The 14,499-nt window shown below is 67.0% G+C and carries 12 protein-coding genes; 7 read left to right on the forward strand and 5 right to left on the reverse strand.

Annotation, left to right across the window (positions count from 1 at the left end; genetic code table 11):
• Positions 1 to 157 precede the first annotated feature (157 nt).
• The gene (locus tag AB0J87_RS56600; RefSeq protein ID WP_363982922.1) at positions 158 to 1,168 is read right to left on the reverse strand and encodes a LacI family DNA-binding transcriptional regulator; all 1,011 of its coding nucleotides are present in this window, start codon (positions 1,166 to 1,168) and stop codon (positions 158 to 160) included.
• 217 nt (positions 1,169 to 1,385) lie between these two features.
• On the opposite strand from AB0J87_RS56600, the gene AB0J87_RS56605 reads away from it, so the two are divergent.
• From AB0J87_RS56605 to AB0J87_RS56620, 4 genes are read left to right on the forward strand one after another with little or no spacing between them, the layout of a single operon-like run.
• Complete coding sequence (locus AB0J87_RS56605) at positions 1,386 to 2,702, forward strand: sugar ABC transporter substrate-binding protein (RefSeq protein WP_363982925.1); 1,317 nt, start codon at positions 1,386 to 1,388, stop codon at positions 2,700 to 2,702.
• 41 nt (positions 2,703 to 2,743) lie between these two features.
• On the forward strand, positions 2,744 to 3,697 hold the full coding sequence (locus AB0J87_RS56610) for a sugar ABC transporter permease (RefSeq protein ID WP_363982928.1): 954 nt from the start codon (positions 2,744 to 2,746) through the stop codon (positions 3,695 to 3,697).
• Positions 3,681 to 4,565, forward strand: a complete 885-nt coding sequence (locus AB0J87_RS56615) for a carbohydrate ABC transporter permease (RefSeq protein ID WP_363982931.1) — start codon at positions 3,681 to 3,683, stop codon at positions 4,563 to 4,565. The genes AB0J87_RS56610 and AB0J87_RS56615 overlap by 17 nt, the downstream gene beginning before the upstream one ends.
• A 43-nt stretch (positions 4,566 to 4,608) precedes the next feature.
• On the forward strand, positions 4,609 to 6,225 hold the full coding sequence (locus tag AB0J87_RS56620; protein WP_363982934.1) for a beta-xylosidase: 1,617 nt from the start codon (positions 4,609 to 4,611) through the stop codon (positions 6,223 to 6,225).
• A gap of 304 nt (positions 6,226 to 6,529) precedes the next feature.
• Here AB0J87_RS56620 and AB0J87_RS56625 read toward each other — a convergent pair whose 3' ends face one another.
• A complete protein-coding gene (locus tag AB0J87_RS56625; RefSeq protein ID WP_363982937.1) occupies positions 6,530 to 7,390 on the reverse strand; it encodes an NAD(P)-binding domain-containing protein in 861 nt (286 codons plus the stop codon).
• 93 nt (positions 7,391 to 7,483) lie between these two features.
• Here AB0J87_RS56625 and AB0J87_RS56630 point away from each other — a divergent pair, with 93 nt between their 5' ends.
• Positions 7,484 to 8,065, forward strand: a complete 582-nt coding sequence (locus tag AB0J87_RS56630) for a TetR/AcrR family transcriptional regulator (protein ID WP_363982940.1) — start codon at positions 7,484 to 7,486, stop codon at positions 8,063 to 8,065.
• A gap of 73 nt (positions 8,066 to 8,138) precedes the next feature.
• Here the strand turns inward: AB0J87_RS56630 and AB0J87_RS56635 are convergent, their stop codons facing one another.
• Complete coding sequence (locus AB0J87_RS56635; RefSeq protein WP_363982943.1) at positions 8,139 to 9,005, reverse strand: NAD(P)-binding domain-containing protein; 867 nt, start codon at positions 9,003 to 9,005, stop codon at positions 8,139 to 8,141.
• A gap of 180 nt (positions 9,006 to 9,185) precedes the next feature.
• On the opposite strand from AB0J87_RS56635, the gene AB0J87_RS56640 reads away from it, so the two are divergent.
• Complete coding sequence (locus AB0J87_RS56640) at positions 9,186 to 9,539, forward strand: helix-turn-helix domain-containing protein (protein ID WP_350737682.1); 354 nt, start codon at positions 9,186 to 9,188, stop codon at positions 9,537 to 9,539.
• Positions 9,540 to 9,938: 399 nt separating this feature from the next.
• Positions 9,939 to 10,379: a DUF1801 domain-containing protein gene (locus AB0J87_RS56645; protein WP_363982947.1), complete on the forward strand. Its 441-nt coding sequence runs from the start codon at positions 9,939 to 9,941 to the stop codon at positions 10,377 to 10,379.
• 129 nt (positions 10,380 to 10,508) lie between these two features.
• Here the strand turns inward: AB0J87_RS56645 and AB0J87_RS56650 are convergent, their stop codons facing one another.
• Together AB0J87_RS56650 and AB0J87_RS56655 are read right to left on the reverse strand one after the other, a co-directional pair.
• Entirely contained in the window at positions 10,509 to 12,812 is a 2,304-nt protein-coding gene (locus tag AB0J87_RS56650) for a glycoside hydrolase family 95 protein (protein ID WP_363982950.1), read from the reverse strand.
• A gap of 8 nt (positions 12,813 to 12,820) precedes the next feature.
• The gene (locus AB0J87_RS56655; RefSeq protein WP_363982953.1) at positions 12,821 to 14,482 is read right to left on the reverse strand and encodes a hypothetical protein; all 1,662 of its coding nucleotides are present in this window, start codon (positions 14,480 to 14,482) and stop codon (positions 12,821 to 12,823) included.
• Positions 14,483 to 14,499: the final 17 nt, after the last annotated feature.

Consider the following 14,499-nt stretch of genomic DNA (forward strand, 5'->3'; position numbering starts at 1 on the left):
CAAGGCAGCTATGAAAAGTTTCAGACACATTCGGCTGCCTGCTTCGGGGCTACAGGGCCTCAGCCACCAACGATGCGCACCGAAACTTTCGCCCGTTTCTCCCGCGGGGGACGGCAGGCCATGAAAGTTTCATATTTTGCATCTGAACCTGGGTGGGTCAGGACGAAGGGGCGAGGCCTGTCGAGTCGCGGACGCTGAGGGTCGTCGCGAGTTGGAGGTGCCGGGAGGCGGGCTGGACGCCGTCCGCCATGCCGAGGACGGTCTCGACCGCCATCCGGCCCATGCCGACGAGAGGCTGCCGGACGGACGTGAGCCGGGGCGTGGTCCACTGGGTCTGCGGCGTGTCGTCGAACCCGGTGACCGACAGCTCTCCCGGCACGGTGATGTGAAGCTCCTTGGCCGCGGCGAGGACCCCGACGGCGATCTCGTCGTTGCCCGCGACGATCGCGGTCGGCCGCTCGTCGAGCGCGAGCAGGTCATGGCCGTGCCGCAGCCCCGCCTCGACGGAGAACGCCTCGTGGCGGATCAGCGCACGATCCGGCGCGACGCCGGCCGAGTCGAGCGCGGCCTGGTATCCATGGAAGCGTTCCAGCGAAGGGGCAGAGCCCAGCGGCCCGCCGATCCAGGCGATCCTGCGGTGGCCGAGCTTGATGACATGCTCGGTCGCCGAGCGACCGCCCGCCCAGTTGGTGGAGCCGATGCTGACAAGACGCGATTCGGTCGTATCGATCGGGTCGATCGTCACGATGGGCACCTCCAACTCCTCCGCGGCGAGGAGCACCGAGTCGGGCACGGCGACGGCGAGCGCGATGACACCGACGACACCGGACGCCTTCTGCTCCTCCATCCAGGCACGGGCCGCCGTACGGCTCGTGCTGATCGGCTCGTCGGGCGGCAGGCGAAGAAGGAGCTCGGCCTGCGCGGAGGTCGCTGCCAGGAGTACCCCTTGGAGCACCGTCCCGGCATAACGGGACTCCACGATGTCGAGCACCGTGACGAGGGTCCGGTCGCGGGTTCGCTCATGTCGCACCGCCGTCGGCATGTAGCCGATCTCGGCCATGACCCCGAGGACATGCTCACGCGTGCTCGCGCCCACATCACTCCGCCCGTTGAGGACCTTCGAGGCGGTCGCCGGCGAGACGCCGGCCAATCGGGCGACGTCCGCCAAGGTAGCTCGCTCCGAACGACCTCGCCGTGACATCAGGGCTCCTTTCGGACTTCGAAACTATTTCGAATCTACCACGGACCCTTCCGTCCATTGCCGCCCGACATCCTCGCTGTTCGTCCCGTTGACACGGAACAGACACACCACCTAGTGTCCTGCCAGCACCGAACAAGTTTCGAAATAGTTTCGGACCCACCTCCAGGACGAGAGGAGAGGCTCGATGCGGCTCTCCCAGAAGACAAGACTCCTTTCAGCGGTACTGGTGCCGTTGTTCGCGCTGACCGCTTGCTCGGGCGGCTCCGGCGGCGGAAGCGCGACCGGCAGCGGCGGTGACCAACAGGTGAAGCTCACGGTCTGGAGCTGGGACGGCACCGTCGCGGGGGCTGTCCCGGGCTTCCAGGCCGCGAACCCGAACATCAAGGTCGAGGTCGTCAACGCGGGCTCCTCCCAGGACGAGTACAAGGCGCTCGACAACGCCATCCAGGCCGGTTCCGGCGTACCTGACGTCGTGATGTTCGAGTACTTCGCGGTGCCCTACTTCGCCATTCCCGGCAAGCTCGCCGATCTCGGCAAGTACGGCGTCGAGAACTTCAGGAAGGACTACGTCCCGGGCGCGTGGAGCGACGTGACGGTCAACGGCAAGGTCTACGCGCTGCCGTCCGACTACGGTCCTTCGGCGCTGTTCTACAACACGGCCACCCTCAAGAAGGCCGGCATCGACAAGGCGCCGGCCACGTGGGACGAGTACTACGAGGCCGCCAAGAAGGTTCGGGGGCTCGGCGGCGACCACTACATCGCCCAGGACACGGGAGACATCTTCTTCCTGCTCTCGCTCATCTGGCAGGCCGGTGGCCGCCCGTTCAAGGTGAACGGCAACAAAGTGCACATCGACTTCACCGACGAGGGCACGACCAGGGCCGTGGCCTTCTGGCAGAAGATGCTCGACGAGGGCCTGATCAACACCAAGATCACAGGATGGTCCGACGACTGGAACCGGACGCTCAACGACGGAAGCCTCGCCACCCAGACCATGGGCGGCTGGCTGACCTCCACGCTGCCGGAGCGCGCACCGAAGGCCGCCGGTGACTTCAGGGTCGCCTTGATGCCCCAGTGGAAGCAGGGAGACAAGGTCGGAGCGGCGAACGGCGGAAGCTCCTTCGGCATCCCGGCCGCGGCCGAGCACCAGGACGCGGCTTTCAAGTTCCTCGAGTACTTCACGCACGGCGCCGGTCTCTCGTCCCGCGTCGACGCGGGTGCCTTCGTGCCGAACACGTCGGTCCTGGACAGCGAGGCGTTCCAGAGCAAGGCCAACCAGTACTTCGGCGACCAGAAGGTCGGCGCGGTGCTGGCCGAGGCCTCGGAGATCGTCGGGAGCGGCTGGCAGTACCCGCCGTTCTTCGAGTGGGCACGCTCGGTCTACGGCGACCTCGCATCGCCGTTCTACACCACGGGCAAGGGCTCGCTCGCCGAGATCCTCGAGCAGTGGAAGCAGCGCTGCATCCAGTACGGCAACGAGCAGGGCTTCCAAGTGGACTAGCGAGCCCTGGGCCACCTCAACGAATCGGAAGGAACACGGACATGGGCCTGGCACGTCGGGTCGGCCTCACCGCTTCGGCCATGGCGTCGCCGGATGCCGCACAGCATCCGGCGCCGGCTCGCAAGCGCCGCAAGTCACAGATCGGGCTGGCGTTCATCGCACCTTTCGGGGCGCTGTTCGCCCTGGTGTTCATCGTGCCCATCCTGTACGCCGCCTACCTCAGCCTCTTCCAGGACAAGCTCGTCGGGGGCAACACGTTCGTCGGATTCGCCAACTACGGCAAGCTGTTCCAGGATCCCCAGTTCTGGGACGGGGTGGGGCGCGTCTTCCGGTTCACGCTCGTCCAGGTGCCGATCATGCTGCTCTTCGCCATGGCGCTGGCGCTGGCGCTGGACTCCATGCGGGTGCACGGCACCAGGTTCATGCGGGTGACGATCTTCCTCCCCTACGCGGTGCCGGCGATCGTGGCGACTCTCATGTGGGGATTCCTGCTGGGCGTCAAGTACGGCCTGTTCGGCAGCCTCAACGACGCTCTGGGCACGGACATCGATCCCTTCGCCCCCGGTACCACGCTCATCTCCATCGGGCTGATGGTGACGTGGGCGTTCACCGGCTTCAACATGCTCATCTTCTACGCCGCGCTCAAGGCCGTCCCCCGCGAACTGTACGAGGCGGCCGCGATCGACGGGGCGAACGAGCTCCAGATCGTCCGCGCGATCAAGCTGCCGGCACTGCGCGGATCCCTGGTCGTCACGATCATCTTCTCGATCATCGGCACCTTCCAGATGTTCAACGAACCGCAGATCCTGCCCTCGATGGTGGCCAACAGCGGCGTCACCACCTTCTACACGCCCAACCTGTACGCGTACAACCTGGCGTTCACCGGGTCCCAGCAGGGCTATGCGGCCGCACTCGCGCTCGTCATGGCGGCGATCACGATCACCGTCGCCTACGTCGTCCAGATCAGAGGGTTGAGGAATGCACCCGATCAGTAGCCGCCGGCTCTACACGGTGGAGAATCCCAAGAAGAGCACGACCCTCACCGTGATGACAGCTCTGTTCATGTTGTACTGCCTGCTGCCGCTCGTGTGGCTGGTCATCAACGCGACCAAGTCGCAGGCCGACTTCGTGTCGTCGTTCGGACTCGCACCCGGTCGCGAGTTCGCCCTGTGGGAGAACATCGTGCAGGTTTTCAGCTACCAGGACGGGATCTTCTCCCGCTGGCTCCTCAACACCGTTCTCTACGTCGTCGTGGGTGCGACCGTGTCGACCTTCCTGGCCGCCCTCGGCGGGTACGCCCTGGCGAAACTCGATTTCAGGGGCAAGCGGGTGTTTCTCTTCGTCGTGCTGGGATCGATCTCCGTCCCCGGCATCGCCCTGGCGATCCCGCAGTTCCTGCTGTTCGCGCACGTCGGCATGACCAATACCCCGTGGGCGATTCTCATCCCGTCCTTCATCAACCCCTTCGGGTTGTACCTGATGTGGGTGTTCACGGCCGAAGCCGTGCCCACCGGCCTGCTGGAGGCCGCGAAGATCGACGGCGCCGGGGAGTTCAGGACCTTTCTCCAGATCGCGCTCCCGCTGCTCGCCCCGGCGAGCGTGACGGTCCTGCTCTTCTCGTTCGTGTCGATCTGGAACAACTATTTCCTGCCGTTGATCATGCTCAAGGATCCCGCCTGGTATCCGCTGACCGTCGGAATCAACCAGTGGAACAAGCTGGGCTCGACGGCGGGGAACGGCGTCCTCATCCAGAATCTCGTGATCACGTCCGCGCTGCTGACCATCATCCCGTTGATCATCGCGTTCCTGAGCCTGCAGCGGTACTGGCAGTCGGGCCTGTCGCTGGGCGCCGTCAAGGGCTAGCAGCGCTCCATTCACCAACGTTTTCCTGAAGAGAAGTGAGATCATGACCCGATTCCGGATCGACGGCAGGCTGTGCGACGAGAGTGCGCTTCCGCACGTCTGGAGCAGGTGTATCGGCGCCGGACGGGCGAACGAGGCACTGCGCGCGGACTGGCGGCAGCAATTCGCCGAGGCCGTCACCGCATGCGGATTCCAGTACGTCCGCTTTCACGGCGTCTTTCACGACGACATGTTCGTGTACCGGGAGAGCTACGGCAGCGGTTTCGGCCCGAACACGCCCCTTGCCGCGCCCGTGCACACATTCAGCTATGTGGACAAGGTGTTCGACTTCATTGTGGACTGCGGGGTCCGCCCATTCGTCGAGCTGGGCTTCATGCCGCGCGAGCTGGCGACGGAGACGGAGACGGTGTTCTGGTGGGGCGCTCACTGCAGCCCGCCCAAGGACATGGCGCGCTGGGTCGAGCTGGTCACGAGGTCGGTCGAGCACTGGATCGACCGGTACGGCCTCGCCGAGGTGCGGGAGTGGCGGTTCGAGGTGTGGAACGAGCCGAACCTGGTTCCCCACTTCTGGACCGGGACGAAAACCGAGTACTTCGAGCTTTACGAGCAGACCGTGACGGCGATCAAGAAGATCGATCCCGCGTTGAAGGTGGGCGGGCCCGCGACCAGCGTCTTCGTGCCCGACGACCGCTACAAGGGCGAGGTCGAGGACCGGTCCGCGATGCACGAGACGGCCGCCGCGGCCGACGTGGACGCGCTCGACTGGCGCCCGGTATGGATCGAGGACTTCATCGCCTGGTGCGCGGAGCGCGAACTCCCGATCGACTTCATCTCCACCCACCTGTACCCCACCGACTTCGCGTACGGCACCGACGGCGAGGCCGTGCAGATCACCCGGTACGCCGATGCGACGTTCGACGACCTGACCCTCCTGCGCAAGCTCGTGAACAACAGCGCTTATCCCGAGGCGGAGATCCACATCACGGAGTGGTCGACGTCGCCGTCGGCCCGCGACTTCATCCACGACACGCCGTTCGCGGCGACCTCCATCACGCGGTCGTATCTGAGGGGCGCCACCCTCGCCGACTCGATCTCCTACTGGACCTTCACGGACGTGTTCGAGGAGGGAGGCGCCGGAATGGGACCGTTCCACGGCGGGTTCGGCCTGGTGAACGAGGGCGGCATCCACAAGCCCACGTTCCACGCGTTCACGATGCTGGAACGGCTCGGCGACCGGCTGCTCCTCGCGACGCCCGACGGGGTCGTGACCCGTGACAGCCGGACGTCGGCCGTCTCGGCGGTGTTCTTCAACTACCCCGAGGACATGGGCACGAGGGGTGTCGGCTCGGAGAACTCCTACCCGGCGGCACGCGCGCTGGCCGAGATGGGGCCGAGCCGCAGGATCCACCACTCGATCGGCGGACTGGAGCCGGGCGCCACTTTCCTCGTCGAGATCGTGGACTGGGAGCACGGGAACGCCGCCGAGGCCTGGTACCGGCTCGGGTCCCCCCTCAACCTGTCCCGAGCCGAGAGCGAGTACCTGAGCGGAGTCGCCGACTCGCTCCTCAGGTTCACGCTGACCGTGCCCGACAGCGGCGTGCTGGACCTCGACGTCGAACTCGCGCCATGGGCCGTGATGTCGTTGAGGCAGTCGGCATGACCGCGTCGATCTCGTCGACGGAGCGGTCGCAGCGCCGCAGGGTGGACAGGCCCTTGCGGGTGAGGCGGGCACGCAGCACCCGGCCCGCGCCGGGCTGCGGGTCCCGGCGGATCAGGCCGCGCCGTTCGATGGAGACCTTCTCCGGCGCGATCTGGCAAAGCCAACGCACCTCACACAGGTTCACCGACAACGCGACGTGATCGACTCCGACATCGGCCAGGTCAAGATGACGGCCCCGTCCGACGAGCAGGCAAGCGCACATGGAAGCGTCGAGGCCCTCTCCTGGGACTGGATCGGTGATACATCATCGCTGCTTCAGCACGCCGATCAAGCTCGTGAGGCTGTTTTGGCCGTGGCCGGCGGTGACGCCTTGGCGAAAGATCTTCAGGACGGCGGCCGGAAGTGAGCCATCAACGCCGGACGCCTGTGTGGTGCGCAGCACGTGTTCCAGGCTCGCCACGCCCATGGAGACTCGGTCGACGTCCCCCTCTTGGTTGCCTGCCGTGATGCGCGGCGCGTAGAACTCCAGGAAATAGCGGAGGTCCATGGTCTTCACCGCGTGCGGCAGAAAATCCTCCGCCGAGATGCCATTGGCCTCCGCCACCGCCTGGCCGTGCAGGTAGCCTGCCAGCGCCGTCCAGAACATGTCGATCCCGATCTGGTAGTACAGCGCCGCCAATCCCGGGTCCTCGCCGAGGTAGTCGATCCCGGTCAGCACCTCAAGGGCGGGCCGGCGCGCCTCGATGGCGTCCTTGGGGCCGCTGTAGTACGTCATCGCGTCCGGCGTGCCGATGCCCGGAGGCGGCACCTGCACGCCCCCGGTGATCTGCACGGCCCCGCGCTCGGCCAGCCACACGGCCGCCTGACGTGCCCTGTCCGGGGTGTCGGAGGTGAGGTTGACCAGGGTACGTCCGACCAGGGCGGTACGCGGGGCTTGGGCCAGGATGGCATCCATCGCGTCATAGTCGGTCAGGCTCAGCACCACCAGCTCGTTGGCGGTGAGCGCCGCCTCGACGGATCCCGCTCTCCTCGCGCCCCGCGCCACCAGTTCGTCTGCCCTGGCAGGAGTACGGTTCCACACGGTCACCTCGTAGCCGCTGTCGAGGTAGGCGCCTGCCATGGCGTGTCCCATGGGGCCCAACCCGATCACCGTCACAGACTTCATCCACGCTCTCCCGACCACTAGAACGAACGCTCTATCTAGACGGCACGGTAGCACACGACTAGAACGAGCGCTCTATTCAGTACGATGGGAGCCATGCGGACCCAGCACGAGATCGGCACCCGGGAGCGGATCGTCCGGACGACCTCTCGCCTGATGCAGCGGCAGGGGTACGAGGCGACGGGCCTCAAGCAGATCTCCCAGGAGGCGCAGGCCACACTCGGCTCGGTCTACCACTTCTTCCCGGGCGGTAAGCGGCAACTGGCGGTCGAGGCCGTCCGCCACGGGGACAGAGAGTTCGCGGAATTCCTGCGCGCGGCGTTCGACCAGGAGGACGATCCGGCCGCGGCGATCGTCGCCTGCACCCGCGACCTGGCCAAGGGGCTGCGCGAGTCCGGCTGGATGGACGGTTGTCCCGTCACCACCACGGCGTTGGAGAGCGCCGGCCGGGTGCCCGAGATCCAGCAGGCCGCAGAGGACGCCTACGAGAACTGGCGCACGCTGGTCCGCGACAAACTCAGCCGCTCCGGCTTCGCCGACGACGTGGCGCACGACCTCGCCCACAGCGTGATCAACATGCTGGAGGGCGCGGAGCTGTCGGCGCAGGTGTCCCAGAGCGAGGCGCCGCTGGAGATCGCCGGCAGGCACCTCGCACGGCTTATCGACTCCTACCGATGAGGTGAGCCGGTCCGGCCAGTTCGTCAGGTGCGGTCTTGATGGGACGCTTCGTCCGGGCTTGGACCCGTCCGGCTTATGGCTGTCCCACCGGCGTTCTGAGCACCTCGGTGAGGGCCGAGATGCTGTGATCGCCGTGGCCTGCCTCAGCCGCCCGCCTCACCAGGTCATGGAGCGGGCCGAGCCAGGCCGTGTCGACGTTCGTCTCCTTGGCCAGGTCCTCGTCGTGGGCCACCCCCGCCAGGAAGAGGTTCACCGAGGAGGCGGCGTCGGTGTAGTCGCCGCCGTCGATCTCCTTGGCGTAGATCGGCAGCAGGGACTTGATCATGTCCAGCCACTTGCCGGCGAAGCGCACCATCGTGTTCACCTCCAGCCCGCGCGCCTGGACCGCGGCGGCGCCCTGGAAGAAGCCGACGAGCGCCGGCAGCAGCATGGCGCCCACCGCCATCTCGTACAGGGCAGCCAGGTCGGCCTCGTCGCCGAGGTGGACGGTGTCGCCGCCCAGCACCTTCAGGGCCGTCTCGAACTCCTCGAAGACCGTCTTGTCGCCGCTGTAGTACAGCAGGGTGTCCGGCGCTCCCACGGCCGAGGGCACGTTCTTGACCGCCCCGGCCAGGAACCGGGCGCCATGGTCGATGGCCCAGGCGGCCGTCTCGCGGGCGCCGGCCGGGGATCCGCTGTTGAGGGTGACCAGGGCCCGCCCACGCAGCGACGCGCCGGCCGGCCGCAGTGCCGGCCGGGTGTCCTCGAAGGTGGTCAGACAGGTGATGACCAGGGGACTTGCCGTTACCGCGTCCTCAATGGCCTCCGCATGCCTGCCTCCCATGGCGATGAGGGGCGCGGCTTTGGCGGCGGTCCTGTTCCAGACGGTGGTCGGGTGTCCGGCCTTGACGAAGGCCTCGGCCAGTGCCGAGCCCATCGAGCCCAGTCCGATGATGGTCACCGGTGTCAGGTTCATTGCAGTCATATGCGTACTCCAGCCACAGAGACAGGAAGGCGAGCGCGCTGCCTTGGAGACCGTCGTGGTCTTGGCGCGGGCCTGATTCATGCTGGCTGGAGCACCTGCATTCTCTCAAGTACCTACTTTTTTGCCGGGTACTGACATAAGTGTGAGTATGGGTCGGTGAAGGAGACGAAGAAGCGGACGTTCACCTGCGGTCTCGACGCGGCCATCGCCGTCATGGGAGGCAAGTGGAAAGGACTGATCCTTTTCGCGCTCCAGGATGGTCCCCTGCGCTTCGGGGAGCTGCGGCGCGCGGTGCCCGGCATCAGCGAGCGGGTGCTGATCCTGCAGTTGCGGGAGATGGAGGCCACCGGGCTGCTGCATCGTGAGGTCTATCACCAGGTCCCGCCGAAGGTGGAGTACTCGCTCACCGAGTTCGGTCATTCGCTCAACACCGCGATGGCGCCGCTCGGGGAGTGGGGCGAGGAGCACGTCGAGCGCATCGAGGCCATCCCGTGGGACCAGGTGGGGTGAACCTTGCGCGGATGGATCGGCAGGCCGCATTGCCGCCTGGCTGCACACTTCTGCCGCCCGCCGTCGATACCGCCACGACCACCGGCCTTGAGGCATTCTCGCCGAAAGGAAGACCTGAACAGCTCCGCTCGAAGTCGTCCGAGCCTAGGTGTCGTGTCGCAGTTCAACACGTGTCTGTTCCGCCAACTTCATCTGGATGGGACAAAAACTGTCGGTCGCAGTTGAAGCTGTCGGCATTCGCGGGTAGTTGTCGGCGTTCAGGTTGAGTTGACGGATTTCGTCCTCGCTTTACGCTCTTGGGAGCAGGTGTACGCCCGTGGTACTGGGGTTCGCGACGGCCGGGATCGGGGTCCCCTGTGCCCACCACTATTTGTCACACCGGCGTGGGAGCATGACGTCATGGTGACCTCGAAACAGCCGGTGACGGTCCCGACTGACGCCAGCGTGGACGATTTCCTGGCCGCAGTCTCTGACGAACGCCGACAGGCCGACGCGGAGCGCCTCCGCGCGATTCTGTGCGAGGTGACCGGTGAGCCTGCGGTGATGTGGGGCCCCAGCATCGTCGGCTTCGGCAGCTACCGCTACACCTACGCGAGTGGGCGCACGGGTGACTGGCCCTTGGCGGGCTTCTCACCACGCAAGCAGCAACTCGTCGTCTATTTGGTGGGCGGGTTCGAGGAGCGGCACGCATCCGTGCTGGCCCGGCTCGGTCCGCACAGGACCGGAAAGGGATGCCTCTACCTGAAGCGACTCGACGACGTCGACGAGAGCGCGCTGCGCGAGCTCATCGACCGCACGGTGCGGGTACACAAGGGCGTTGACCGGGCCACCGACCGCTGACAAGAGCGGTAGCTCATGTCTCTGGACTGAGCCGTACATCTCCCATCTCAGGTAACTGAGCAGCCTCGGGCACCGCACGCCGGCTCACCGACAAGGAGAAGCACGTGCGTGAGGGGGCGCCACAGCCGCTCAGGTGCGGGCCGTGTAGCGACGGCCGGGCAGGCCGTTCCACGCCAGGCGGAGCCGGCCGGGGATCGCTCCCCCCACCTCGGCAAGAGGCACGTGCGTGCCGTTTTCGTCGACGACGTTCAAGGGCGGGGTGTCCCCGGGTATTTCGACGACCATCCTTCCGGGCCGGCCGGCCGTGACGTCCGCACGGGCCAAGGTCCCCGCCCGCCAGGCGAGCTCGACCTGATGTCCGCCGCGGCAGCGGATGCCTCGTGCTGATCCGGTGTGCCAGCTCGGCGGCAGCGCCTTGAGCAGGCTGATCGCTCCCTCATGGCTCTGCACGAGCAGCTCGGTCATCCCGGCGACACCGCCCAGGTTGCCGTCGATCTGGAAGATGTTGCCGCCGGGCCAGTCGCCATGCGGGTGCAGATCGAGCAGGGATTCCGAGCTCAGCTCGTTGAGCAGGATCGAGATCGCCCGCTCGGCGAGCTCCGCGTCACGCAGGCGGGCGGCCAGGCAGAGGGTCCACGCCTGGCTCCATCCGGTGTAGCCGCTGCCGTGTTCCAGGCGGTGCCGCAGCGCCCGGCGAGCGGCCGCGAAGTGGTCCGGTGTGGCCGCTTCGGTGATGCGGGTGCCCGGATACAGGCCGTACAGGTGGGACAGGTGGCGGTGGCCCGGCTCGCGCGGTGGGCGCTCGTCGTACCACTCGAGCAGCTCGCCACCCGTTCCGACCGCCACATCGCGCAGGTCGGCCAGCGCGGTCCGGGCCCGTTCTACCTGGTCTTCCTCCTCAGGGGAGTAGCGCCGGGCCAGGCTCACGTATCGCGCCAGCACCTCGCGGACCAGTTCCTGGTCCATCGCCGTTCCCTCGGACACGGCCGCGTGAGCCGAGGCGCTGACGAGGAAGTGGTGCTCGGGCGAGGTGGAGGGGCTCATCACGAGCTCGCCTCGCCCGTCCGGAACCAGCATGTCCAGTGCGAATCGCGCCGCCGCCCGGAAAACCGGCAGAGCGGTCTCCGCGGCGAACTCGTCGTCCGCCCCGTAGTCGAGGTGGTCCCAGAAGTGAGCCGACAGCCACAGGAGCCCCGACGGCCAGTTGGCCCACTGGGGATCGCCGGACACCGGCGTGGAGAACCGCCAGAGGTCGGTGTTGTGATGCACGACCGAGCCGCGGGCCGCGTAGTACCGGCGAGCCGTCTGCTCTCCGCTCCGGGCGAGCTCGCGCGTCATCCGGAACAGCGGCTCGTGCAGTTCGGGGAGCCCGGTGGACTCCGCCGCCCAGTAGTTCATCTGGAGGTTGATGTTGGTGGTGTAGTTGCAGCTCCAGCCGGGACGGACGTCGACGTTCCAGATGCCTTGGAGGTTGGCCGCCTGGGTACCTGGGCGTGAGCTCGAGATCAGCAGGTACCGGCCGAGGTGGAAGAAGAGCTCGGCCCCGGCTGCCTCGGACCCGGATCCCGAGAGGTCCAGATCGGCCCGGTCGAAGTAGCCGCGGTAGTCCTCGCGATGTCGCGCCCGCAGCTTCGACGTCTCGATGGACAGGGCTCGCGCGACCCGCTGCTCGGCCTCGGCGGCTATCGACCGGCGATCGGTGCTGGGCCGCTGATCGTAGCCGCGGAAACCGCTCGCCGCGGCGGCGATGAGCCGTACCTCTCCGGGGCCGGTCCGGTGCACCGCCACGGCCACGGCGAACCCCATCCCCTCCTCGGTCGCGTAGACGACGGCCGGCTCCGCGTCGACGTAGTTCGGCAGCACGTGTGCCGGCGCGCGCCCGGTGGCCACGAGCCAGTGGACGCCTTTCTCCTCCCGCTGCTCGATCTCCATGGTCGGGTGCTCCGAGCGGAACGCGGGCGCGGCGACCTCGTCCCCACCCGTGGCCGACATCACGAGGACTCCGTCGGGTGCCGAGACGAAGCTCTCCACCCGCACCGGCCCATAGGTCGTGGTCGTGACCGCCTCGGCCAGGTCGAGCTCGCGGAGGTAGCCGTCAAGGGGACGGTCCGCGGCGTAGCTCCATTCCAGCCACCCGAGTGGCTGGTAGGACTGGGTGTAGCCGGGCCCCTGCAGGGAACGGGCGAGCTGGTCGGCGCGCAGGTGGTCGCGCTCGCGGATCGCCTGCCGCAGCTCGGGAAGCAGCTCGCCGGCCGGAGGGCCGCTCTCCGGGCTCCCGGGACCGCCCGACCAGACGGTGTCGAGGTTGAGGTCGACGCGCTCGACCCCGGCCCGCCCGTACACCGTCGCGCCCAGACTGCCGTTCCCCAGGAGGAAGGCGTCGTGGAACGCGGCGGCGGGAGCGGCCAGCCGGATGCGGTGTCGTTCGTCCATGTCGTTTCTCACTGAGCGTCGTAAGCCTGCTGCTGGATCTGCAGGTACCGCTGCAGCCCGAGACCGTTGAGACCGTCCAGGTAGGCGGCCCAGTCCTGGTCGCTGTCGATGTTCTTCTTGCCGGTCACGAACTCCAGGTTGGACTGGCCCACGTAGTTCTGGATGTTGGTCTGCAGCGTCGCGGCCTCGGCGGTGACGTCGGTGCCGAGCCACAGGTTCCAGGACGGGAAGATCTGGTCCTTCGGCACCTTGCTCTCATACAGCTTGGTGGCGTCGAAAAGCCTTCGCTCGTAGCCTTCCGGTTTGTCGGTGTCGGTCGGCTGGACCTGGGCGTCGCGGAACGCCCTGGTGCTGTTGTACTGCGTGAGCGCTCCCCATCCGGCGTTGGAGGGCGGCGCACCCGGCTTGGCGGGGAGCACTTCGTACAGGGGCTTCAGGTTCTTGTCGAGGGCCACGTCGCCGTCATCCGGCTTCTTCCAGCCGACGCCCTCCTGGCCGAACTGGCCTTGCACCTGCCCCTCGTCGGTGAAGATGTAGTCGAGCATCTTGATGGCGGCGATCTGGTCCTGCTCGGTGGCCTTGTTCGTCAGGACGAACGTGGCGCCCGGAAGGCTGGGCGAGCTGTAGGACGTGTAGCCGACTCCTTCCGGGCCGGTCAGCGGGGGCACCGCGTCGTAGTCCTTGTCCCGCCCGTCCTTCTGGCCCAGGGTGACCATGAGCGCCGGGTGGAGCATGGTCCCGGCCCCGACGATCACTGCGTCGGCGTTGTCCCCCTTGGCCTTCAGCGCGTCCCCGTTCTGGGTGAAGGCACCCGGGTCGATGAGTCCCTCCTTGTAGAGGGAGGCGATGTAGCGCAGTCCCTCACGCCATTTGGCCTGCGCGGCCTGGAGCTGGACCTTGCCGTTGTTCAACGCGAGCGTCGAGGCGGCGACGCCGGCCCCGCGCGGGTCGTAGATGAAGGCGTTCATGAAGTAGGTCAGGAGCGGATCGCCGGTGGCGGCCGTGAGCGGGATCTCGTCGGCCTTGCCGTTGCCGTTGGGGTCCTTGGTCTTGAAGGCCCGCAGGACGGTGCGCATCTCCTCGGTCGTCTTCGGCATGGACAGTCCGAGTTTCTTCAGCCAGTCCGTGTTGAGCCAGAGTTTGGCCTGGTAGGAGCAGTGGAAGCAGTCGTTCCACTCCGGCAGGCCGTAGATCTTGCCGTCGGGCGCGGTGGCCATCGTCTTGTAGGCGGGGGTCGTCTCCAGCGCCTTCTGGATGTTGGGGGCGTACTTGGCGATCAGGTCGTTGAGCGGCAGGATCACGCCCTGCTTGGAGAGCTTGAGCAACTCGGGCCGGGCGAACTGGTCCACCCACGGGACAAGCAGGTAGAGGTCGGGGTAGTCGCCGCTGGCCAGCGAGATCTGCCGCTTCTCCGCCGCCGGGCCGGCGTCGTAGGTCGTCGTCTGGAACTTGAAATTGATCTTGAATTTGCCGCTGAGCAGCTTGGTGTAGGCGTTGGTCTGGAGATTCTGGTCGGCGCCTTGCGGAATGAAGACCGTGAGCTCGGTCATTCCTCCCTGGCTTGCCGGGGCTGCGGGCTTCTCGCCGGACGACGAGCAGGCGGCAATGGGCAGGGCGGCCAGCGACAGTGCGGCCAGCAGGGCCGCTTGCTTTCTGGGCAGGGTGGACATGGGTCATGCCTTTCGGG

Source organism: Nonomuraea sp. NPDC049625 (assembly GCF_040675285.1).
Lineage (GTDB): Bacteria > Actinomycetota > Actinomycetes > Streptosporangiales > Streptosporangiaceae > Nonomuraea > Nonomuraea angiospora_A.